We start from the raw sequence: 23,918 nt of genomic DNA on the forward strand, positions 1-23,918 counted from the left end.
TATTTTTGGAAAATCAATCAAAAAAGGAAACAATTATGAGCAATAAACAGAAAAGATTCATTTTACCGGAAGATGAAATTCCAAGATACTGGTACAATATTCAGGCAGACATGAAGAACAAACCCATGCCGCCGCTGAATCCAGCTACTCACGAACCGCTTAAACCAGAAGACTTGTACCCGATTTTTGCCAAAGAACTGTGCCATCAGGAACTCAACCAGACGGATACATGGATTGAAATTCCTGAAGAAGTACGCGAAATGTACAAGTATTACCGAAGCACACCACTGGTCCGTGCCTATGGTCTGGAAAAAGCCTTGGGCACTCCGGCACACATTTATTTCAAGAACGAAAGCGTCAGCCCCATTGGTTCGCATAAACTGAACTCGGCACTGGCGCAGGCTTACTACTGCAAGAAGGAGGGAGTAACCAACATTACGACAGAAACCGGAGCCGGACAATGGGGAGCTGCTCTCGCATATGCGGCAAAGGTCTTCGGACTGGAGGCAGCCGTTTATCAGGTTAAAATCAGCTACGAACAAAAGCCTTACCGACGCAGCATCATGCAAACGTTCGGAGCACAGGTAACTCCTTCGCCTTCCATGTCTACACGCGCCGGGAAAAATATATTGACCAAGTATCCGAATCATCAGGGCTCACTGGGTACTGCCATTTCTGAGGCAATCGAACTGGCTCGTACTACCCCGAACTGTAAATACACACTGGGCTCTGTACTGAGTCACGTAACACTTCATCAGACCATTATCGGACTGGAAGCCGAAAAACAGATGAAAATGACAGGAGAATATCCTGATATCATCATCGGATGCTTCGGTGGAGGTTCAAACTTCGGAGGAATCAGTTTCCCGTTCATGCGCCATACTATTCTGGAAGGCAAAAAGACCCGTTATATAGCTGCTGAACCCGCTTCTTGTCCGAAACTGACAAGAGGAAAGTTTGAATACGACTTTGGTGATGAAGCCGGATATACTCCTCTCCTTCCGATGTTCACTTTAGGACACAATTTTACGCCAGCCAACATCCATGCCGGCGGATTGCGCTATCACGGGGCAGGAGTCATCGTTTCACAACTGATGAAAGACCATCTGATGGAGGCTGTCGACATACAGCAATTGGATACATTCAAGGCAGGATGTCTGTTCGCGCGTGCCGAAGGCATCATCCCGGCTCCTGAATCCTGTCACGCCATTGCGGCGACGATACAGGAAGCCAACAAATGCAAGGAAACGGGAGAAGAAAAGGTCATCCTCTTCAACCTGTCCGGACACGGCCTGATAGACATGAGTGCATACGACCAATACCTATCGGGCAACCTGACCAACTACACACTGACAGATCAGGAAATAGAAAAAAGTCTGGATGAGGTAGAGACAATGCAACCCTAACGATAACGACTTACTACGTACATGGAATTATTTGAACAGATAACAGCATCGGTCAGCTCCTTTCTCTGGGGATGGCCGATGATCATATTACTGCTGGGAACACATATCTTTCTGACAATACGTTTAAAGTTTCCACAACGCAAAATATTTACAGCTATACGACTTTCCTTTAAAAAAGACCCCGATTCTGAGGGTGACGTCAGTCAGTTCGGTGCACTTGCCACTTCACTGGCAGCAACTATCGGAACGGGAAACATCATCGGTGTAGCCACTGCCGTAGCATTCGGAGGTCCCGGTGCCGTATTCTGGTGCTGGCTGACCGGAGTTTTCGGCATTGCCACCAAATATGCCGAAGGGCTGCTCGCCATCAAGTATCGTGTAAAAACTGCCAGCGGAGAAATGCTCGGTGGTCCGATGTATGCACTGGAGCGAGGACTCAAGCAAAAATGGCTGGGGATTTTATTCTGTATCTTTACAGCCATGGCAGCATTCGGTATCGGAAGCACGGTACAAGCCAATTCCATAGCTCTACTGATGCAGGAAACTTATGGAGTAAGCGCACATCTTACCGGAATAGTGGTTGCACTGGGTATCGCACTGGTTATCTTTTTCGGAGTAAAAGGCATTGCCCGCGTATGCATGACACTGGTACCTCTCATGGCCATTCTCTACATAGGAGGATGTATTTACATCCTGATCTTAAACCACGCCTATCTGGGAGAAGCATTCAAGCTCATTATCAGTTCAGCATTTACACCCCATGCGGCAGGTGGAGGATTTTTAGGAACAAGCGTTATGCTTGCGGCACGTTACGGTATTGCCCGCGGACTTTTCTCCAACGAGTCCGGACTTGGTTCGGCTCCCATCGTGGCAGCGGCAGCACAAACCCGTAACCCCGTACGTCAGGCACTGGTTTCTTCTACCGGAACATTCTGGGACACCGTCATCATTTGTGCACTCACAGGACTGGTACTGGTTACCAGCGTACTCGCATTCCCCGACATCGATTACACGCAAGGCGGTGCACTGACCAAAGCAGCCTTCGGTAAAATTCCCTATGTAGGCACCAGCATTCTGGCAATCGGAATCCTGACCTTTGCCTTTTCTACGATTTTAGGCTGGGGATATTATTCGGGAAAAGCCATCGAATACTTAGGAGGGAAAAAACTCCTGCGGGTATACCGTGTAATATGGATCTCCTCCATTTACTTTGGCTCCACCATGAACCTACAAGCAGTATGGAACATTGCCGACAGCGTAAACGCACTGATGGCAGTACCAAACCTGATTTCACTCATCTTCTTATCGGGAGTTGCCGTAAAAGAAACACAGAAATATCTTTGGGAAAACAGACTGGAAGATACAGCCGACCCGGAAGACCTGTAATTCCTAAAACGTCACCTGCACAAAGCAGTTTTCCACTTTTCCCCCTCATGCGAAGAGGAAAAATGAAAAAAATATGCCTTTTTCTGCATTTTTTCTCACAAAACACTTGCAGATTCAAAAATAATGCGTACCTTTGCACCCGTGATTGAGAAACACCTCAACACAAACAAAGGATGGCCCGTTCGTCTATCGGTTAGGACGCAAGATTTTCATTCTTGAAAGGGGGGTTCGATTCCCCCACGGGCTACCAAAACAATAACATACGGTTAATCCGATGTAAAGGATGGCCCGTTCGTCTATCGGTTAGGACGCAAGATTTTCATTCTTGAAAGGGGGGTTCGATTCCCCCACGGGCTACCAAGGTCTGAGCAGTTTCTGTTCAGACCTTTTTCTTTTTATCCACTTCTTTCTTTCGGCTTTTTATATCTATCTTTGTCCCTGTATTGTTTATTTACGTAACAACAGATAACATGAATACCGAATTACTTGCACAACTTTATCAATCATATACGGGAGAAGCTCCGGCAAGCATCGAACCACTGCCGGGAGCTGGCTCAAACCGCCAGTACTTCCGCCTGAAAGGAAAAGAAAGCCTCATCGGGGTATATGGCACTTCTGTGGAAGAGAATCGTGCGTTTATCTACATGGCAGGACATTTCTCACAGAAAGGTCTGCCCGTTCCCCGTGTGCTTGCCCAGGCAGCCGACCAGTCGGCTTACTTGCAAGACGACTTGGGAGATACTTCCTTGTTCCAGTTTATCCAGAAAGGCCGCGAAAGCGGCTGCTTCAGTCCCGAAGAAAAAGTGATGCTGAAACAGACCATCCGTCTCCTTCCATCGATACAGTTCGAGGGAAGCCAGGACATGGATTTCAGCTATTGCTACCCACTGGCGGAATTCAACCGCCGCAGCATTTTGTGGGACCTGAATTATTTCAAGTATTGTTTCCTCAAGACCACCGGACTGGAGTTTCAGGAAAATCTGCTGGAAGACGACTTCGAACACCTGGCAGACGCACTGCTACAGATACAGCCGCAGGTATTCATGTACCGCGACTTCCAGAGCCGGAATGTCATGCTACGCGAAGGGAAACCGTACTTCATCGATTTTCAGGGAGGACGCAAGGGACCTTTCTATTACGATGTAGCCTCGTTCCTGTGGCAGGCTAAGGCAAATTATCCCGATTCGCTGCGGCAGGAGCTGATAGACGAGTATCTTGATGCGCTTCAGCCTTACCACGCCATCGGGAAAGAGCAGTTCCTCGCCACCCTCCGCCACTTTGTATTGTTCCGCACCTTGCAGGTTTTAGGTGCCTACGGCTTTCGCGGATACTTTGAAAAGAAGGCACATTTCATACAAAGCGTGCCCTATGCCATCGAGAATCTCCAACAACTACTGGAAACTGATTTTCCCGAATATCCTTATCTGTGCCTTGTGCTACGCAAGCTGACCGAACTTCCTCAGTTTGCCAGCGTACGCAACAGACGGAAACTCACCGTACGCGTAATGAGTTTTTCGTATAAGAAAGGGATTCCTGAAGACCCTTCGGGAAACGGAGGCGGATATGTGTTCGACTGCCGCGCCGTGCATAATCCGGGGAAATACGAACAGTACAAGCAACTGACCGGACGCGACAAGCCGGTTATCGACTTCTTGGAACAGGACGGCGAGATTCTTCGTTTTCTGGAACACGTGGACGCACTCGTCGATGCTCATGTACAGCGCTTTCTGGAAAGAGGATTCACCAATCTTTCCATCTGTTTTGGCTGTACCGGAGGACAGCACCGCTCCGTATATTCAGCAGAACATGTGGCACATCACCTGAACGAGAAATTCGGTGTACGCATCCAACTGATACACCGTGAACAACATATTGAACAAACTTTAGAAGCCCGATAAGCCTATGAAAGCTATGATATTTGCAGCGGGACTGGGAACTCGCCTGAAACCGCTGACCGACCATCAACCGAAAGCACTGGTGCCCGTTGCCGGACGACCGATGCTGGAGCATGTCATCCTGAAACTGAAAAAGGCGGGATTCAACGAACTGGTCATCAATATACATCATTTCGGAGAACAGATCATCGACTTTCTGAAAGCCAACCAGAACTTCGGACTGACCATTCACATCAGCGACGAACGCGACCTGCTGCTCGATACGGGAGGAGGCATCAAAAAGGCAGAACCGTTCTTTCAGGGCAACGAACCGTTCTTGGTACACAACGTCGATATTCTCTCCGATACCGACCTGAAAGCTCTGTACGAATACCATCTGCACAGCGGAAACGATGCGACACTGCTGGCAAGCAAGCGCGTCACCGCCCGCTACCTGCTGTTCGACAGACAGGCACGCCTGCGAGGATGGATCAATAAAGATACCGGACAGACCAAACCCGAAGGCTTTGTATACGATGCTACCCTGTATCAGGAATACGCGTTCAGCGGCATACATGTGATTTCACCTTTCCTTTTCCGATACATGGACGAACGCTGGAAAGGCAAATTTCCGATCATGGACTTCTACTTGCAGACCTGCGGAGAAGCCCGTATCGGCGGATGCCTGACCGAACAGATTCACCTGATCGACATCGGAAAGCCGGAAACGCTGGAAAAAGCTGCCAGCTTTCTTGCCGCACTGAATCACGAATAAAACGCTCAGTCGGCCACAAACGACAGGCAAGTTGCCCGTACCTCTCCGCACACACCGGAAAAGACACGGGCAACTTGCCTTTATTTTTTGTACAAAAACAAAAATGATTTGTACAAAAAATAAAAAAACGTCGAGACGTTTTCCCGAACTTCCGCCCACGTTTCATTCGGTTTCCGCCCACGTTTTACCAAACTCATGGCGACGTTTGCAATACCCTCCTTTGGGCATATCCAGACACAGTCCTAACGCATTTTACCAGCCTCCATGACACGATCTGTACCCTACATATAAAGAGTTTCGGAACACCAACCGGAAAGTCACCTTTATTCCTCATCCGAAAGCCGGTAGTACGAAGGAGCAAGTCCCGTCTGTTTCTTGAAAAACGTACCGAAAAACGAAGCATTCGGAAAATTCAGTTCATCGGAAATCTCCTGCACGCTCTTGTTCGTATTCTTCAGCCAGAAGATACTCTTCCGGATAATCGCCCTGAAAACCAGTTCCTGCACCGTATATCCACAGACCGATTTCGACAACGCCGAAAGATATTTGGGCGAAAGACACAACTTGTCGGCATAAAACGCCACTCCCCTCTCCTGCATGTAATATTTTTCTATCAGTCGGATGAGCTTGATAAACGTATCAATCTTATGCCCCGCCACATTTTTCTCTTCCATCATCCGCCGGCTGTAAATGGAACACAGGCGGTAAGTCAGTGCCAGCAACAGCAATTTGCACTCATGGTTATCGAACGGATTCTGTGCTCCCCTCCGATGCCTTCCCAGCAACGAAATGTAACGTGCCAGATCCTCTTCCTCTCCGGAAGTCCACACATAACAAGGTTCGGGAGTCAGTGTGGTATACAAGTACATGGCTACGACCGAGCTGCCCAATATCTCACGGATAGGGTCTACCCGGTAAAACAGCATGCTCACACACAAATCCTCCGACGCTTCTCCTACACAGAAATCATTTCCTTCGGACAAAAACACCGTTTCGCCCGCCTGCGCCGTAAAATGCTGCTTGTCCACATCGAAGCCAAAGCTCCCCTTCCGGCAGACAATCAGTCCCACATAATTCATCCGGAAAGGCTTTTGCAACACCGAAGGAAAAGAAGTAATCTCCCCTTCCAGACAACAAATATCCTTGCCACCGGTCAAATCCCGTTCGAAACGCTTTAAAAGTTCCTCCTGCTCCCTTACTTCCATTGCCGTAAAAATGATTCGTTAAACCTTACCGCTAAGGTAAACCTTTTCTTTTCACCGGAGAAACGGGAGAATAAAAAATACATCACGGAGAGCAAAATGTTTCACTGGTGTTTTTCCACCGAAAGACAGATTAAGAAATGAAATATGCCCCCACGTGATGTATAAAGCAAATTAATGAACGAGTGTATAAGTTTTTTCCGGTTGTAAATCCAACTTTCTTTTTCTCCACGGCATCACTACCATAAGCACGGCACAAGCCATGCAGCCGTAGAAAGTCCAGCCCGCCATCTCCTTCACGGCAGAAAGTGTAGCCTGCACCTGCACACGCCCTTTAGCCGAAAGAGCCGCCATGTGCTGCGCTTCCTTTTCACTTTTTCCCTGATACATCATCCCCTGAACCGTCTGGTTGTACGAAGCGGCAACCTCCGGATTCAGCGCATCCATATCGTGAGCAAAGCGGGTCACGTAATGTTGCTGACGCTGCTGCATCACATTGGTATAGATAGCCGTTCCCGCTCCGGGGCCCAGCACCATACGTACAGTCAGCATGATGCAAATCCAAGTCGAAAGATATTTATAAGGCATCCGCTGGTTGGCATACACAGCCGTCAGCGAATAAAGCAGCATCATTCCGGTAGCACGGATAATAACAGGATATTTCATCCGCTCATACAAGCCGTCGGGTTGCACCTCGAAATACATGAACAGAGCAGAAAGTCCGATCAGTACAAAGCCCAGCGAGAAAAGATATTTCAGGTGAACCCCCTTCGTACCCAGAGCAATGGCAATGATACAACCGATAAAATAACCGGCAATGCTCCAGTTGTTCAGCGACGCATTCTGCCAGTTGTCTATCTTCATGCCCACTCCTGTAAACACATTTACAAACATGGCGCTGGAATTGAAAATCATCAGCAGCAGGAAAAGCAGGATGCCGATACGAATGGAACGCAACTTGAAGATATCCATCAGGAAATAAGGTGAATTGTGCTGACGCTCCATGTAAACAAATAGTACGGCAAACACCACAGCCACAGCAGTAGCCCAGCAGATGGACGGAGAATCGTACCAGTCGAGTACCTTTCCATAAACCAGTACATAGACCACAGCCGAACACATGATGCAGAACATCACGACACTGCCGAACTTGCGGAAGCTGACAGGAAAACGCTTTCCGCCATAATTATGGTAAGGCATCGTAATGAATACCACCAAAATAGAAAGCAACAGCGATCCCATCATGAAATAATACACGTACTGCCATTCGTATTCGTAAGCCAGCCATGCGGTAAGCGATGTACCAATCTGTCCCAGTATCATAAAAAACAAGTAAATGGTAGGCATGCTGGTTCCCTTCTCGCGGTCGAGCTTATCCCATCCTTCACCATCTACAGGCTCATTGCCCGGAGTAATGTTGCGGGTGGCTTCCATCTTAAACGCATACTTAATGAGCGTAAACAGATTGACCATCATCAGTACCATGCGCAGAAATCCCATGACAACACTGCATACAGCCAGCAGATAAATGCTGTCGGTCTTGGCACACACGTAGCTCAGCAGGTACAGCAGCGAGAATCCTACGATACACATCATCTTTTCGCGGCGGATGCAAACCAGCTCGTAAAAGAATGGAGAAAAGGCTGCCATACCTACGGAAGTAAGGAAACTGACAAACTGAATATGTTCCGACTGAATGCCCAGCCCGCTCAGCATTTCCCCGCTGTTTGCCGTATAGACTCCGCTTGCCGTAAGAATAGGGATAAACAGCAGCAACAGAATAAGAATGCCCAAGGGCTTGGGAACCCAGTTATAAAACGGATAATTTTTCGGACATGAAGGCATAACCCAATTTTTTTAGAAACTGAAAAATAACTTGACTAACTCTTACTGCTTAGCGCTCACCACCACCATCATTCCGGCAGCCAGACGTTCGTTGTCCTCCTTAGAAAGATTGGTAAAATCGATACGTACCGGTATGCGCTGCTGAATCTTGACAAAGTTTCCTGCAGAATTATCAGTAGGTACCAGCGAGTATTTCGAACCGGTTGCTCCGGAGATAGCCGTAATCTTTCCGGTAAACTCCTTATCACTGATAGCATCGACCGTGATACGCACTTCCTGTCCTAAAGCAAGATTCTCCACCTGAGTTTCCTTGTAATTGGCAATAATCCATTTCTGTGTATCGGGAAGAATATACGTAATGCTCTGTCCGGCACTGATATACTGTCCTTCCTCCAGCGCACGACGCCCCAGTTTTCCGTCGCACGGAGCCACCACTACCGTATACGACAGGTTAAGCCGTGCCATTTCGAGAGCCGCCGTAGCCCGCTGAATGGCAGCTTCGGTACTTTCCCGGCGGTTGGATACTTCCTTGATGCCCGACATGGCAGCACGCTGCTGGCGTTTCGTTGCCTCCAGTTTCTTACGTGTGGCCTCGTATTCCGTTTCAATCTGCTCCAACTGGATGGGAGTTGCCGCATTCCGTTTCAGCAAGTTCTCATAGCGCTGGCGGTCTTTCTCCAGCTTGGCCAGACGAATCTCGATTTCGGCAATGGAAGCCTCATAGACAGAAGCGGAATTCTGTGTCGTCTGCAAGGTAGCATCTACTACCGTAGCACCTGCCATCGCATCCTTCAAGGCAGCTTCAGCTTCCATCACCCGGATGCGGTATTCACGGTCGTCGAGTACCAGCAAGGTATCTCCCTTCTTGACCGACTGATGTTCGGTAAAATAAATTTTCTTGATATAGCCCGAAGCACGCAGGTTGACCGGTGAAATATATTGCTCCACCTGTGCGTCATTGCTGGTTTCGGTATGTTTATAGTCGAGGAAAAGAAAGGCAACTTCTATCAACCCTCCTATCAGGATGACTATTCCCAGCAAGCTGGCAATGATTCGGTTACGACGTTGTTTTTTCAGTTTCAGAGCTTTTTCTTGAAGTGTATTATTATTGGTTTTCATAATGCTGACAATTTTAAAAGATTGATTAATGAACAGAATTTCCGTTGAACAGTGTTTCCAACTGTCCGGTAAGTTTGAGCAGAGTCAGGTTGGTGACCTGATAGTTATAATGTGCGTTGATGTAATTGTTCTGGGCTTCGCTCATCCGCATCTCGTCTTGCAGGACTTCCGTCATGGAGGCAATACCCTCGCGATAACGGTCGGTTGTCACCTGATACACATCCTCTGCCAGCAGATAGTTGTCTTTCTGTTTTGTGAAATTACGCTGACTGTTCATCAACTCGTTCGTAGCATTCAGATATTGCGTCTGCATATTCTTGAGTGCATTTTCGTACGACAGACGAGTATTCTCGACTTCAATCTTTGCCTTTCTCATCTTCGCCCGCTTCTCCAGTCCGTCGAAAATAGGAATACGAAGCGTCAATCCGATACCACTCGACTGATACCAGTGATTAGACGGTCCGGAATGGAACCAGTTTTTGGCTTTATCGGTATAAGCGGAATACATCCAGCTTCCGGTCAGACTCAACGAAGGAATATATCCCTGACCGATCATCTTGCGCTGCTGCTCTGCCAGTTTCTGTTTCGACTGCAAGAGTTGCAGCTCGTACTGGTTGTTATCCAGTCCGGTAAGCGACACAGAAGTGATATTTTCCGTATTGACCGGAGTCAAAGCTATTTCCTTGTCGGCAGGATAATCCATTACATACTTCAACAGATTGAGTTGCTGAGTCAGCATAGACTGTGCATTATCGTACTGTACCCGCAGGTTTTCCAGATTGATGTTCACCCGTTTCACATCGACTTCCATCGCCATGCCGTTATCGTAGAAAGCCTGAGTAATATTGCTCAGCTCGTTCAGCCGAGAAATGTTCTCTTTTATCAAGGTAAGTTGCTCGGAAGTGTTCTGGCTCAAGTAATACATCTTGCTGATTTGCAGAATCAAGTCTTCGCGTGCCTTTTCGTACGACAAGCGGTTCAGCTCGTTCATGGTTCGCGTAATATCCATTGCCGTATAAACCGTCTGGTTGTATAAAGGCATCTGCAACTGGATACCCGCCGATGCATTGTACTGCAAGGTTTTGGTAACATTGTACGGATTACCGTAAGCAGAGCCGTCGGTAACCGATACCGGCGGATTGAAATTGTCATTGAATCCGGCAACCGCATTAATCTGCGGCAGCAGCTTGGCACGATTTTCACTCAGCGAATGCTCTCCTTTTCGGACTTCATTGCGGCTGCTTTCCAAAGAAAGATTATTCTCTATGCCCAGCCGCAGACACTCTTCCAGTGTCAGCACTTCCTGTGCCCCTACAGGCATCAGTGCGCAAAGGGAGGTAAAAATAACTACTAATTGCTTCATTTTATTTCATTTCTTAATCTGAAGCAAAGGTACGTTGTCAAGGCTTTACGATATTATTCACATATAGTGAAGGACTGTTCATATTTTCCTTTTCTAATCATTTTCACATCCTATTGCGACACTTTTCACCCAAAAACTGTAAAGCTATTTACTACGCTGAATCGCCATGCCGCCTCATAAGTCGGGAAGCATCGAAATATATTCATTCTTATTTCGAACTCTCGTAATAAAACAATCAGTTTGTAAATTCATTCACATCCAACAAAAAGATATTCTGTTCGTCTCTGTGTACAATTACGGATTTATCCATCCATCGGTCGATTTTTCGTTCTTCATCTATGTATCTCACTTGGAGTGTAACTACATTCGCATAATCTTTGCACAGCCATGTAGGATATGGGATTCTGTGTAGTAGGGCAAAAGGAAGGATATACTCTTGTTTCTCCGGTGTAAGGGAGAACTCTTTATCCATCCTTAGCACTGCTATTTCAAATCTGCCTTGGGAAAGATTATAGGCAAAGAAGCGGATGCTGCCACTGTATAGATAAGAGCTAAATTTATAATCTGAGGCAGTGTTAGATCCCACCACGTCTACGTAAATGTTGTATGGATAACTTTGGGATAGTTGAATATCTTCCTGGAATCCGTTACGCGCAATAGTAGTATCACAGTAGATAAAAGTGTTACTGAGTGGACAGCTTTGCTCTTTACCGTTATCATATATTGTAAACAAGTCTCCATAGTTTCCTCGTTTGTCATGTGTACATAGTGTTTTCCCATTAGGTACTACTGTCAGCCTAAACCAATATTGCTGATTTGCATCCCGCTGTACCACCGCCTTGCTCAAGTCGTCAAATAATCCATAGGCGTATGTACGAAAATTGTCCAGCCGTACAGATATCCCGTAGAGTGTGTTTCTGTCTGTCAGTACATCTTCTCCATAATCTCTTATCAACTCTCCGCTGGCAAGGGTAAATGAGGTCTCTACAAGGTTTGGCCTACTACGTGGGTTGTCGTCGTCCCTGCATGCTACAAGCATGAAAGGTACGAATAATAAAATAAGTACTTTCAGTTTCATAATTTAATAGTATTAGATTTGGCCGTAATGTAGATAAAGATTTTAAGATAGAAAAATCGGATGCTCGGTTCTACGCGAAAAGAATTTTCTTATATCAGCTTTAAAATGAATAATTGTCTATCAAAATATCACTAAAAAAACTGAAATGCTTACATATAACCGATTTTTCTTATTGGTTACTGACTGATATTTTGCTGGCATAAAGAACATTAACAAACCCTAAAGACTGAAAAGACAAACAAAAAGCATGAGGCTGTATCAAAATGAAAAGCTAAGATAGGCTTACTTATAATCTATAAGTTACAACATAAAAATCTCCTACTTTAGTCTTTGTTTTCTTCAATTACAAGACTAAAAGTAGGAGATTTTTTACTTCTAAACTTCAATCTATAAGATTTTTTCTTTTGCAATTCTATTTTGAAACGGATTCATGCCCATCTTCAAAGAATAAACCACCCAAGTTTCGAATGACAATCTACTCCCACAAGTTTAATTTATTTTTCTGTGCCTCCTTGAGCGAAACCGTCTTGACCTGTTTCGTCTTATTCTTCTCACGAAGTTCGCGATATTCATTTTCCAGTTCCTCGGCCAAAGCACTCCGCAAGTCGAGATTCATCAGGCGTGCCGCTACCGGCGCATTGAGAGAAGCGTCTTTCATGTAAACCACCGGAGCATGATAAACCGGAGCAATCTTCAGAGCAGTATGAAGCTTGGAAGTTGTAGCACCGCCAATCATCACCGGAATGTCGAGTCCGGCACGTTCCATCTCCCTCACGACATGCACCATTTCTTCCAGCGACGGAGTAATGAGTCCGCTCAAACCGACAATATCTACCTTCTCACGGATAGCCGTTTCGATAATCTTCTCCGCAGGGACCATCACACCCAAGTCGATAATCTCGTAATTGTTGCACGCCATGACGACCCCCACAATGTTTTTACCGATATCGTGTACATCGCCCTTCACCGTAGCCAGCAATACTTTACCGGCACTGCGTGCTCCTTCCTTCTTTTCTGCCTCGATATAAGGCTGCAAGATGGCTACTGCTTTCTTCATGGTACGCGCCGTCTTGACTACCTGCGGCAAGAACATCTTGCCGGAGCCAAACAAATCGCCAACATGATTCATGCCCGCCATGAGCGGACCTTCGATGATGCTGACTGCATCCGGATACTTTGCAAGCGCCTCATGCAAGTCTTCATCCAAGTAATCACCCAGTCCCTTGACCAATGCATACTGCAAACGCTCTTCTACCGTGGTACCCTCACGCCATGCAAGATGAGAAACAGCCGCCTGCTGTTCGCCTGCATTCTCTTTTTCCGCCTTCAGTTTTTCGGCCGTTTCAATCAGACGCTCGGCAGCATCCGGACGACGGTTCAATACCACATCTTCTATACGCTCCAGAATATCCGAAGGAATATCGGTATACAGCACCGAAGTTCCCGGATTGACAATACCCATATCCATGCCTTGCTGAATGGCATGAAAAAGGAATACCGCGTGCATCGCCTCACGGATATAGTTGTTGCCGCGGAACGAAAACGAAAGATTGCTGACTCCTCCGCTGACGTGTGCTCCCGGAAGGTTCTGACGAATCCAGCCCGTCGCCTTGATAAAATCGACGGCATAATTATTGTGTTCCTCGATTCCCGTAGCTACCGCCAGCACATTCGGGTCGAAAATAATATCCTGTCGACGGAAACCTACCTTCTCTGTCAGAATACGGTAAGCCCGTTCGCAAACTTCAATCTTACGTTCGAACGTATCGGCCTGCCCTTTCTCGTCGAACGCCATCACGATGACTGCTGCACCGTACTGCTTGACGGTACGGGCATGCTCAATGAAAAGTTCTTCGCCCTCTTTCAACGAAATGGAATTGACGACACACTTGCCCTGCACACACTTCAATCCCGCTACAATAACCTCCCATTTGGACGAGTCGATCATTATAGGCACACGAGCAATATCCGGCTCCGATGCGACCAGGTTAAGGAACGTAGTCATTTCCTCGGCAGCATCCAGCAAACCGTCGTCCATGTTGACATCGAGAATCAGCGCACCGTCTTCCACCTGCTTGCGGGCAATCGACAAAGCCTCATCGTATTTCTTTTCGTTGATCAGGCGAAGGAACTTGCGAGAACCAGCCACATTGCAACGTTCACCCACGTTCACAAAATTAATTTCGGGAGTCACCTCCAGCAGTTCCAGTCCCGAAAGCCAGAGATATTTCGGTTCCGGCGCAGGCACATGAGGCTTGGCATTCTTGATGAGTTCCTGATACTTAGCTATATAGGCCTCTGTAGTACCGCAGCATCCTCCAATGATGTTGACCAGTCCCTCATCGATGTATTCCTTGACTTCGGCAGCCATCTCCTCGGGTGTCTGATCATATTTTCCCAAGCTGTTGGGAAGTCCGGCATTGGGGTAGGCACTTATATAATAAGGAGCACGGCGAGCCAGTTGTTCCAGGAAAGGCTTCAACTGCTTAGCCCCGAAAGAACAGTTCAATCCGATGGAGAAAATGTCGGCATGCTGCACCGAAGCCAGAAACGCGTCAAGCGTCTGTCCCGACAAGGTACGTCCTGCCACATCCGAAACCGTCACAGAAAGCATCAGCGGAACCTTTCTTCCCAATTTCTGCATCGAGGTTTCTGCCGCCAGAATAGCAGCTTTCGCATTCAGCGTATCGAAAATGGTTTCTATCAGGATGGCATCTACTCCCCCTTCGAGCAAGGCTTCCATCTGTTCGCGGTAAGCATCGGCAAGTTCATCGAACGTAAGCGCACGAAAAGCCGGATTGTTTACGTCGGGACTCATGGAGCAGGTCTTATTAGTAGGACCTACTGAACCAGCCACGAAGCGTGGCTTTCCGGGAGTTTTTGCGGTAAACTCATCGGCTACCTTACGAGCCAGACGGGCTGCCGCCAGATTTATTTCACGGCAATACGACTGCATGTGATAATCCGCCATCGAAACAGAAGTCGCATTGAATGTATTTGTTTCAATGATATCTGCTCCCGCCTCCAGATACTTCCGGTGTATTTCCTCGATTACATCCGGACGCGTCAGGCACAGCATGTCGTTGTTTCCCTTCAACTGTCCGGGTATATCCTTGAAACGCTCCCCCCGGAAATCGGCCTCCGAGAGATTGTATTGTTGTATCATGGTTCCCATCGCTCCGTCGAGCACGAGAATACGTTCGTTTATTAGTTGTTGCATTTTGAAAAGCCCTATTTAATTATAAAAAAGCCGTGTAAGCCCGTGTAGTCCGTGCAGTTCCCCCTTGTTTATCGCTTGAACATGCGATCCATCATACGTTTGTCTTCCTTTTCCTTCAAGGTCTGGCGCTTATCGTATTGTTTCTTACCCTTTGCCAGAGCGATAACCACCTTTGCCAGTCCTTTTTCATTGATATACATACGAGTAGGCACAATGGTAAAGCCCGGCTCGGCAGAAGTCCGTTCCAGCTTACGCAGCTCCTTCTTGGTAAGCAGCAGCTTGCGGTCGCGACGGGCCGCATGATTATTATAAGAGCCATAAAAATATTCGGCAATGTGCATGTTCTTCACCCACAACTCTCCGCGGGAAAAGAAACAAAACGTATCGACCAGACTTGCCTTTCCCTGACGAATGGACTTGATTTCGGTTCCGGTCAGCACAATTCCGGCGGTATATGTATCGATAAACTCATAATCGAATGAGGCACGTTTGTTCTTGATATTGATATTACCGGCGTTTGTTTTCATCAGTTCAAAATTACAGATAACTTATTAAATATAAATTCGATAAGGGCAGGACACACCAAGATGATGACAGTTGCCACAATGGTAAAAGCTGTCTGGCTGTATTCCGGTATCTTGAGCCACCTGCGTACTCCTTCGAACACAATTACAATGGTATATATTTGCAATATCCAATGCAGCACGACTATAGAGAACAGTCCGCTGACGATATTCAAAACAAAGGTAACGACCATGGAATAGGCCACAAAGACCAGCATACGGTCGTAAGAATCTTTTCTTCCGAGCCATTTCCGGTTCAGTTTATCGAGCAAATAAGCCGACAGGAAAAATCCTCCGAACAAGGCAACAGCTACGGCACAACAGCGAGTCAAGGCTATTTGAAACATAATGGACGAAAAGTCCTTTCCAATAAATGTTCCAATAAACTCCGACAACCCGCACAAACCAATCAGGGGATAAACAAAAGCAGGCATAACCGAACGCCCTACCCCTCGCTCTGCTATTTCATTCCACGCTTTACCGGGAGTGGAAAGCAAAGTAACTATTTGCTGAAATAATGATTTATAATCCAATGTTATTCTTCTTTTTTGTAATCAATCCGACAATCGGAATTGCAAATGTACAAAAAAGAAATAAAAAAAGATACGAATTATACAGAAACACTGACATACATTAACATACAACAGCTATTCCGCATAATCCGTACCTTACGGGAGCATACTTCATCAAAGTATGCTTTTCTCTATCTTTTTTTCTCTCTTAAATTATTCGTCGCTACCTGAGCCGGTTGTGTTGCCAGCCAGCTTATCAAAATTTTCGACTACTGTCTTATAATCGATTTCGTATGATTTGCTTTCAACATCGTCTTCTTCATAGTCAGCATTATACTGATTCTGTTCGAATTCAATCACAATCTTATCCGGATTCTGTCCGTTATTGGCAAACTGATATTGGCTTAAAGCTGAATTCAAATTAAAATGTCTGAATTCGTATGCACGACTTGTTCTCTTTTTGTTTTCCTCTTCATCAAAATCCTGTATCGTATGACGAAGATGCAATGTCATAGTAGAGTTTGTGAAATCGGTCGTTGCATCATAATACAAGGTAAAATGGTGAAGAGCCGTTTCTTTCTGCAAGTCATCATTATTAGAAGCCGGCTTATAATAGTAATAAATTGGGATGAATACATCTCTCTTCTGATAGAAAACAGGCTGTATACGATATTGTGAACTGGTACTCATATCATATACACTATAGACAGGAGCATTCGCGTTTTCTGCCACAGGAGCATTTGCAACGACCTGTTCATCGGTCAGAATAGAATAACGGGCCAGATTAACATTCACAGCCTTCAGTGTATAATCTACAGTTGTAGGATCATATGTATAAGTAATATATGCATACTTGCCGCTGGTAAAATTTGTAATAATGTCTTTATCAGAAGGAACATACTCAAACCCTAATTCATCTACCAAACTATTAATTCCCAAATATCCTGATACTTTTACAAATGTAGCACCCGATGCCGTATTAGTATAATCCCCTCCATTCAAGCAAGAGCTGAAACCTACCATTGCAGCTAAAGCCGATGCCATTGCGAAAAACTTCATTGTCTTCATATTTTTTCCTTTATGTTTTTATAGATTATTAAATTTCTTCATCTTAAATGAAAAAAGCGTAAAAACACTGCTTTGCCTTTTTTCTTTTTAACGTTTATTTATACAATTCGTAAAGATCGATCGGCTCTCCGGCTTCAAAACTCTCTATCTTCCACGAATTCACATAACAGCTATTCGTACTTAAACGATTTTCCTTCACAAATAAAACAATTATTGCTCTACCTCGGCAAACTGATCCAAATGTTCGTCCACGTATTCTGCGATCTGAGCCGTAACCTTCTCTTCCATATCCATATAGGCTTCTTCCAGATCATCGAATTCCTCATACTGCTCATACATGGCCATAAACTCGTCGTCGGAACACTCTTTTTCCAAGTCTTTCCGATGTGCATCGTAAATCTTCTTGGCATCGTAAATCAGTTTCGAAAACTCTTTAGCTCCAAACAGACGCATAGCCTTGGCAAAAGGATTATCGAAAATGTACGGTCCGTAACCATTCTGAATCAACTGTACGAAACCTCCTTCGAGCACTTCCTCCCGAAAGAAATGATACCCCAGCAGTGTGTGCTGATAGCCATTGAGCAACGGCATGGTTTCTGCATTGATAACTCCACCGGTCACCTCCAAGTATTTGTCGACAAACACTTTCAGAAACTCATCCATTCCGGCTTCTGCACCACGACGCAAAGCATCGTCTTTTACTTTAATCTTACACTCGTCCATATACCTGATTGTTATTACTTATATATAGGTATATCCTTCTGTTGGAATACCAGCCGCAAAGATACAGGTTTCTCTCGGAAGATAAAAAACATTTTGATATGCCGACATTACAAAACACGAGTTTCAGCGAAAAATATCATTAAAATGCAACAAAAAGTTCGGTTTCATTGATTGCATAACTAAATAAAACGACTAACTTTGCGTACGAATTAAAGAAGAAATTCCGTAATAAGTGGTTTACGAAATACTTATTTTTTATTACTCATAAAACGTAAATAATATGATTTATTCACATGAAGTTGAACACATGTGTTGTGTTGCTAAAGGACCTAACCACGGTCCGGCCCCAATTCCTGAAGAAGGAAAATGGATTCAAGCAAAAGAAATCAAAGACATTTCAGGTTTAACTCATGGTGTGGGATGGTGTGCTCCACAGCAGGGTGCTTGTAAATTGACTTTGAACGTCAAAGAAGGTGTTATCGAAGAATGTTTGGTAGAAACAATCGGTTGCTCTGGTATGACTCACTCAGCAGCTATGGCTTCTGAAATTCTGCCGGGTAAAACAATTCTGGAAGCACTGAATACAGACTTGGTTTGCGATGCCATCAACACCGCAATGCGTGAATTGTTCTTGCAGATTGTATACGGTCGTACTCAGTCAGCTTTCTCTGAAGGCGGTTTGATGATCGGCGCAGGTTTGGAAGACTTGGGTAAAGGACTTCGCAGCCAGACAGGTACTTTGTATGGAACAAAAGCAAAAGGTACTCGTTACTTGGAACTGACAGAAGGTTACATTACTCGTATGGCTTTGGACAAAGACAACCAGGTAATCGGTTACGAATTTGTTCACATGGGTAAATTCATGGAACAGATCAAGAAGGGTACAGATGCTAATGAAGCATTGAAAGCTGTTACCGGTACTTACGGACGCTTCAAACCCGAACAAGGCGCAGTTAAATATATTGACCCACGTAAAGAATAATAAGGAGGATACAGATTATGATTAGACCAGTACAGTTTGAAAGTCAGGACCGTCGTATCAAGCAGATTTTGGCTGCTTTGAATGAAAACGGTATCAAAGACATTGAAGAAGCTAATGCAATCTGTGACGCAGCCGGCCTTGATCCGTATCTGACTTGTCAGGAAACTCAGGGTATCTGCTTCGAGAATGCAAAATGGGCATACGTAGTAGGTTGCGCAATCGCTCTGAAAAAAGGTTGTAAAAACGCTGCCGACGCTGCAGAAGCTATCGGTATCGGTTTGCAGGCTTTCTGTATTCCGGGCTCAGTAGCTGATGACCGTAAAGTAGGTTTGGGTCACGGTAACCTGGCAGCTCGTCTGTTGCGCGAAGAAACTCAGTGCTTCGCATTCTTGGCAGGCCACGAATCATTCGCTGCCGCAGAAGGTGCTATCAAGATTGCTGAAATGGCAAACAAAGTACGTAAGAACCCGTTGCGTTGTATCTTGAACGGTCTGGGTAAAGACGCTGCTATGATTATTTCTCGTATTAACGGATTTACTTACGTTCAGACTAAGTTCGACTACTTCACAGGTGAATTGAACATCGTAAAAGAAACTCCGTATTCAGACGGTCCTCGTGCTAAAGTAAAATGCTACGGTGCAGACGATGTACGTGAAGGTGTTGCTATCATGTGGCATGAAAATGTAGATGTATCTATCACAGGTAACTCTACTAACCCGACTCGTTTCCAGCATCCGGTTGCAGGTACTTACAAGAAAGAACGTGTTCTTGCAGGTAAACCTTACTTCTCAGTAGCTTCAGGTGGTGGTACAGGTCGTACACTTCACCCGGATAACATGGCTGCAGGTCCTGCTTCTTACGGTATGACAGATACTATGGGCCGTATGCACTCAGACGCACAGTTCGCTGGTTCTTCATCAGTTCCTGCTCACGTAGAAATGATGGGATTCCTGGGTATCGGTAACAACCCGATGGTAGGATGTACAGTAGCTTGCGCTGTGAACGTAGCTTTGGCTTTGAATAAGTAATTTATACTTGATTCAATATAATATAAACTCCTGTAATCTAAATGATTGCAGGAGTTTTTTGTTTGTAGTAGATTATAGTTGATGAACACTTTAATAGCCTCATCTTATGATGTTCCGTCTTACTAATCAAGAAGAAAGAACAAGGCTATAATAAAGCTGAAATCTGTTTTCTCCAAGTCTATTGCAGTGAAGCATAAAACAGGTCTACTACCGCTTAGTTTAGCTTAAAAGAAGTGATTTTTGCAGCCCATTTGCAGCCCAATTTGCCATTTTCAAAAATGGGCTGCAAAAACTGGTATAACCAACTAAAGATAGATATTTATTTACTTCGATACACTTGATGCTGGCTTTTCAATTCCCTCACTGGTTGCACGTTCTTCCATACGCTTAATTCTCAAGTCCAAATCCGGATGAGTAGAAAACAACTGATTTAATTTACTGGATGATTGAGCCCCACTCTGTTCTTCCAGTTCTTTCAATTTCTGAAATGAAAGTGCCATGGCCCAAGGATTCTTACCAGCCTTTTTCAAAAACTCATAACCATAATCATCAGCTCCACACTCTTGTTTCTGAGAATATCTGGCATTCACCAAAGCCTCTGTCAAATCTCCCAATTGAGAATCAGTCAGCGTAGCAGCCTTACCTCCTTGAGAAGAAACGCCATCTTTCAAAGCCGAAGTAAGTAATGCTGTACGAAAACCTTTTTTAGAATCACGATGTGCCACATGACCAATTTCATGTCCAATAACTCCCAACAATTCTTCATCACTCATAATATCCATCAACGATGAAAATACACGTACACTCCCGTCTGCACAAGCAAAAGCATTTACATCTGTCACATAATAAACCTTAAAATTCAATGGAATACCATCAGCTTCCCCCAAGCCTTCAGTCAGTTTCTTCAAACGAATCGCATATGCATTGTCATCCGCACAAACCTGATTATGTGCATCCATCCAATCAATGTATTCTTTTACATATTCACTCATTTGATCATCGGTTAAAGTAACAGCCTGCGCTACTTTAGTTGCTCCACTAATTGCTTTTTTAAGATTAAACTGAGCCATTGCCGGAGCAGTCAATACGACGCATGCCAGCAAAACAATTACCTTTAAAAATTTTCTGTTCTTCATAAATATTTAATTATTAAAATTGCTTTTCTTTGTTTTGTCAGCTGTACCAGATATTCTCCAGATAATGATACCACTATATATACATATCAAGCCTAAAACAACTAAACTTCCCCAAAGCATGCACTCTGATTTAGGCAAACGAATTTCATGCGGACGATCTGGACGATACCAAATCGTCAATTTATCTCCGACACTTCTAAATGGCCAATGACTGATTTTGGAAACAGACATCTCTCCATATCTGGTTGTAGGATATACAACCTGCATACGGCTCTCATATCTCATTTTCCTATAACGATAAATCCTTTTAGTCTGAAAATTTCGAACCACTCCTACGGTACGTTCATAGTTTTGAGATGCTGTATACAACGAATACAGTCCTACTGTGCCTCCTCCGAATAAAAAGATTCCTACTACCAGCACTAACAACGCAATAATTTGGTTACGCATCGTATTCATAAATAAAGCCTAGTTTATACAAAGATAGCAAATTATATATATCACTTTCATTAGCAAAAAGAAAAATTTACCATTTTGATATTTTCAGATATTCTGACCGTATAATAAAAGCCGCAGACTTGTCGAACTACCGTCTGGAACGTAGGGATATCCAATTATATATATTGAAAATACAATGGAAATTATTAAGAAAATTACGAATGCGTAAATCAGTTATAATAAAATATCCTTAGATATCCTTATCTTTGCACTATAACTGCCGAGGTGACATCAAGCAGAAGCAAATTTGTATTAATCTAACAACGTATCAACTATGTACACAGTAATTAAAAGGATGGAGATTTCAGCCTCACACTCGCTAAAACTATCTTATCAAAGCAAATGCGAAAAGCTTCACGGTCACAATTGGATTATAACCGTATTTTGCCGTTCCAAAGAACTTGACGAAAACGGTATGGTAGTAGATTTTACTCATATCAAGCAAGCAGTAGAAAAGCAACTAGACCATAACAACTTGAATGATATACTACCTTTTAATCCTACGGCGGAAAATATTGCCTATTGGGTATGCAACCAAATTCCTAATTGTTTCAGAGTAGAAGTAAAAGAATCAGAAGGTAATACGGCTATCTATGAGAAAGATTAATGAAATTTTCTACAGCCTACAAGGTGAAGGGTTTTATACGGGAACTCCGGCTGTTTTTATCCGATTCTCAGGGTGCAACCTAAAGTGTAGCTTCTGCGATACACAACATGAAGAATTCCATACAATGACAGATGATGAAATCGTAAAAGAAGTATGTACATACCCGTGTCGGATGGTAATTCTTACAGGGGGAGAACCTGGACTATGGATTGACAGCAAACTAATCAAAGCACTACATGCTGCCGGAAAATACATTGCAATAGAGACCAATGGAACTTGTGTCTTGCCGGAAGATATTGATTGGGTTACATGTTCACCCAAAGAAGGAGCAACATTGAAAATACGTCACATAGACGAAGTAAAAGTAGTATATGTAGGTCAAGATGTATCTCCTTACCTCAAGCTACCTGCTAAACATTACTTTCTGCAACCCTGTTCCGGACAAAATACCAATAACGTAATTGCTTACATCAAGGAACACCCACAATGGCGGCTAAGCCTTCAGATACACAAGCTGATTAATATTCCATAATGCAACTTGAACTTGATATGAATGCAGTAGTCTTTAGAGGTCTATTGGAATGCAAGTACTCTAAATATTTTATAGCGCACTCATTTTCAAAAAATTTACAATTAACACGACCCTTATAAAAGGAAATAAATCCCGACTCAAGATACAATTCACCTTCAAGTCGGGATTTATCGAATCCTTTTTATCTAAACTCACAATATGACATTCTCCTCAATACATCATTTATACTCCAGAAGTAACATGCCAATCTTATAAATGACAAATAAAGAAATACGGGAAATTTGCGTCAGACGGTGCATCTCCGTATTTTACGGCAAAAGTCATCGGCAGATGTCCTGAAGGATTTATCTTACCTGTCAGTACATCGGCTACACTGTTTCCGACTTCCTGACCGGGCTGGAAAGCACAGATTACAGCATCGACCGTATTCTTCCACGAAGCGGTTTCTACCGGACTACAAATATTCAGAATAACAATTACCTTTTTGCCGGCAGCATGATAAGCCTCAGCCACCTGCTTGATAAGGGATGACTCATCTTCTTTCAAATAGAATTCTCCTACCCGTCCTGTCGGAAGCCTCACCACTGGTACGCCCCAAGGTAAGAATAGCCACATCATTACTCTTGACCTGAGCAGCCAGCTCGTCAGCAGTAGGGACAAATTCTTCTGCACGCTTCAGCGGAGTAAGAGAGAAAGGAGATCTGCCTTTCGGATAAAGACGTTTCTGCTCATCAGCCAGATGTTTCTTGTATTTCTTTATCAGGTTCGCATCAATAGTATATCCGGCATTACGCATACCTTCCACCAATGATACACAATAATATCCAACACCCGTACTTCCAAATCCCATACCGGCAGGAACCATATCGTACGATGTCGTTCCATACAAAGCTACATTCTTGATATTGGCAGCCAAAGGTAAAGCAGTTTGATTATCCAATAAGACGAAAGAATACAGCATGCCAATTCTACTATGTAAAAGTACCACAAACTATCGGCAA

Annotated in this window: 20 protein-coding genes, 2 tRNA genes and 1 pseudogene; 10 read left to right on the forward strand and 13 right to left on the reverse strand. The window is 44.5% G+C overall.

Features of this window, described 5'->3' with window-relative positions; genetic code table 11:
* Positions 1-35 precede the first annotated feature (35 nt).
* The 6 genes from WKT12_RS06610 (at position 36) to WKT12_RS06635 (ending at position 5,441) form a co-directional block, all read left to right on the forward strand.
* Positions 36-1,406, forward strand: a complete 1,371-nt coding sequence (locus tag WKT12_RS06610) for a TrpB-like pyridoxal phosphate-dependent enzyme (RefSeq protein ID WP_021971037.1) — start codon at positions 36-38, stop codon at positions 1,404-1,406.
* Positions 1,407-1,427: 21 nt separating this feature from the next.
* Positions 1,428-2,792 (forward strand): alanine/glycine:cation symporter family protein, encoded by a 1,365-nt coding sequence (locus WKT12_RS06615; protein WP_021971036.1) that lies wholly within the window; start codon positions 1,428-1,430, stop codon positions 2,790-2,792.
* Positions 2,793-2,967: 175 nt separating this feature from the next.
* Positions 2,968-3,042, forward strand: a tRNA-Glu gene (locus tag WKT12_RS06620).
* Positions 3,043-3,077: 35 nt separating this feature from the next.
* A tRNA-Glu gene (locus WKT12_RS06625) sits at positions 3,078-3,152 on the forward strand.
* Between the two features lie 110 nt (positions 3,153-3,262).
* Positions 3,263-4,690 (forward strand): RapZ C-terminal domain-containing protein, encoded by a 1,428-nt coding sequence (locus WKT12_RS06630; protein WP_340319206.1) that lies wholly within the window; start codon positions 3,263-3,265, stop codon positions 4,688-4,690.
* Between the two features lie 4 nt (positions 4,691-4,694).
* Positions 4,695-5,441 (forward strand): nucleotidyltransferase family protein, encoded by a 747-nt coding sequence (locus tag WKT12_RS06635; RefSeq protein WP_340319207.1) that lies wholly within the window; start codon positions 4,695-4,697, stop codon positions 5,439-5,441.
* A gap of 323 nt (positions 5,442-5,764) precedes the next feature.
* Here the strand turns inward: WKT12_RS06635 and WKT12_RS06640 are convergent, their stop codons facing one another.
* From WKT12_RS06640 to WKT12_RS06685, 10 genes are all read right to left on the reverse strand, one after another.
* On the reverse strand, positions 5,765-6,646 hold the full coding sequence (locus WKT12_RS06640; protein ID WP_340319208.1) for a helix-turn-helix domain-containing protein: 882 nt from the start codon (positions 6,644-6,646) through the stop codon (positions 5,765-5,767).
* Between the two features lie 171 nt (positions 6,647-6,817).
* Positions 6,818-8,488 (reverse strand): MFS transporter, encoded by a 1,671-nt coding sequence (locus WKT12_RS06645; RefSeq protein WP_340319209.1) that lies wholly within the window; start codon positions 8,486-8,488, stop codon positions 6,818-6,820.
* Positions 8,489-8,530: 42 nt separating this feature from the next.
* Positions 8,531-9,607, reverse strand: coding sequence for an HlyD family secretion protein (locus tag WKT12_RS06650; protein ID WP_021971031.1), 1,077 nt, complete (start codon positions 9,605-9,607; stop codon positions 8,531-8,533).
* Positions 9,608-9,632: 25 nt separating this feature from the next.
* Positions 9,633-10,970 carry a TolC family protein gene (locus tag WKT12_RS06655; protein WP_021971030.1) on the reverse strand — a complete coding sequence of 446 codons (1,338 nt, stop codon included), beginning with the start codon at positions 10,968-10,970 and terminating at the stop codon, positions 9,633-9,635.
* 235 nt (positions 10,971-11,205) lie between these two features.
* Complete coding sequence (locus WKT12_RS06660; RefSeq protein WP_340319210.1) at positions 11,206-12,048, reverse strand: hypothetical protein; 843 nt, start codon at positions 12,046-12,048, stop codon at positions 11,206-11,208.
* Between the two features lie 475 nt (positions 12,049-12,523).
* Positions 12,524-15,268, reverse strand: a complete 2,745-nt coding sequence (metH, locus tag WKT12_RS06665) for a methionine synthase (RefSeq protein ID WP_340319211.1) — start codon at positions 15,266-15,268, stop codon at positions 12,524-12,526.
* A 68-nt stretch (positions 15,269-15,336) separates the two neighbouring features.
* Positions 15,337-15,795 (reverse strand): SsrA-binding protein, encoded by a 459-nt coding sequence (gene smpB / locus WKT12_RS06670; RefSeq protein WP_021971027.1) that lies wholly within the window; start codon positions 15,793-15,795, stop codon positions 15,337-15,339.
* Positions 15,795-16,364 carry a Yip1 family protein gene (locus tag WKT12_RS06675; RefSeq protein WP_021971026.1) on the reverse strand — a complete coding sequence of 190 codons (570 nt, stop codon included), beginning with the start codon at positions 16,362-16,364 and terminating at the stop codon, positions 15,795-15,797. The genes smpB and WKT12_RS06675 overlap by 1 nt, the downstream gene beginning before the upstream one ends.
* A 192-nt stretch (positions 16,365-16,556) precedes the next feature.
* Positions 16,557-17,411, reverse strand: coding sequence for a hypothetical protein (locus tag WKT12_RS06680; protein WP_340319212.1), 855 nt, complete (start codon positions 17,409-17,411; stop codon positions 16,557-16,559).
* A 210-nt stretch (positions 17,412-17,621) separates the two neighbouring features.
* A complete protein-coding gene (locus tag WKT12_RS06685; protein WP_021971024.1) occupies positions 17,622-18,134 on the reverse strand; it encodes a DMP19 family protein in 513 nt (170 codons plus the stop codon).
* A 280-nt stretch (positions 18,135-18,414) separates the two neighbouring features.
* Here WKT12_RS06685 and WKT12_RS06690 point away from each other — a divergent pair, with 280 nt between their 5' ends.
* Both WKT12_RS06690 and WKT12_RS06695 read left to right on the forward strand, forming a co-directional pair.
* Positions 18,415-19,116, forward strand: coding sequence for an iron-sulfur cluster assembly scaffold protein (locus WKT12_RS06690; RefSeq protein WP_021971023.1), 702 nt, complete (start codon positions 18,415-18,417; stop codon positions 19,114-19,116).
* Positions 19,117-19,133: 17 nt separating this feature from the next.
* A complete protein-coding gene (locus WKT12_RS06695; RefSeq protein WP_021971022.1) occupies positions 19,134-20,144 on the forward strand; it encodes a GGGtGRT protein in 1,011 nt (336 codons plus the stop codon).
* A gap of 323 nt (positions 20,145-20,467) precedes the next feature.
* Here WKT12_RS06695 and WKT12_RS06700 read toward each other — a convergent pair whose 3' ends face one another.
* Entirely contained in the window at positions 20,468-21,280 is an 813-nt protein-coding gene (locus WKT12_RS06700) for a M48 family metallopeptidase (RefSeq protein WP_021971176.1), read from the reverse strand.
* 6 nt (positions 21,281-21,286) lie between these two features.
* The gene (locus WKT12_RS06705) at positions 21,287-21,739 is read right to left on the reverse strand and encodes a DUF3592 domain-containing protein (RefSeq protein ID WP_021971177.1); all 453 of its coding nucleotides are present in this window, start codon (positions 21,737-21,739) and stop codon (positions 21,287-21,289) included.
* Positions 21,740-22,052: 313 nt separating this feature from the next.
* Between WKT12_RS06705 and queD the strand changes: the two genes are divergently transcribed.
* Positions 22,053-22,385: a 6-carboxytetrahydropterin synthase QueD gene (queD, locus tag WKT12_RS06710; RefSeq protein WP_021971178.1), complete on the forward strand. Its 333-nt coding sequence runs from the start codon at positions 22,053-22,055 to the stop codon at positions 22,383-22,385.
* A complete protein-coding gene (locus WKT12_RS06715; RefSeq protein ID WP_340319213.1) occupies positions 22,372-22,917 on the forward strand; it encodes a 7-carboxy-7-deazaguanine synthase QueE in 546 nt (181 codons plus the stop codon). Before queD ends, WKT12_RS06715 begins: the two co-directional genes overlap by 14 nt.
* A 270-nt stretch (positions 22,918-23,187) precedes the next feature.
* Here the strand turns inward: WKT12_RS06715 and WKT12_RS06720 are convergent.
* Positions 23,188-23,863: pseudogene (locus WKT12_RS06720) on the reverse strand (glycoside hydrolase family 3 protein); the annotation flags it as partial.
* Positions 23,864-23,918 lie beyond the last annotated feature (55 nt).

The sequence above is a fragment of the Phocaeicola sp. HCN-6420 genome (genome assembly GCF_037890145.1).
GTDB lineage: Bacteria > Bacteroidota > Bacteroidia > Bacteroidales > Bacteroidaceae > Phocaeicola.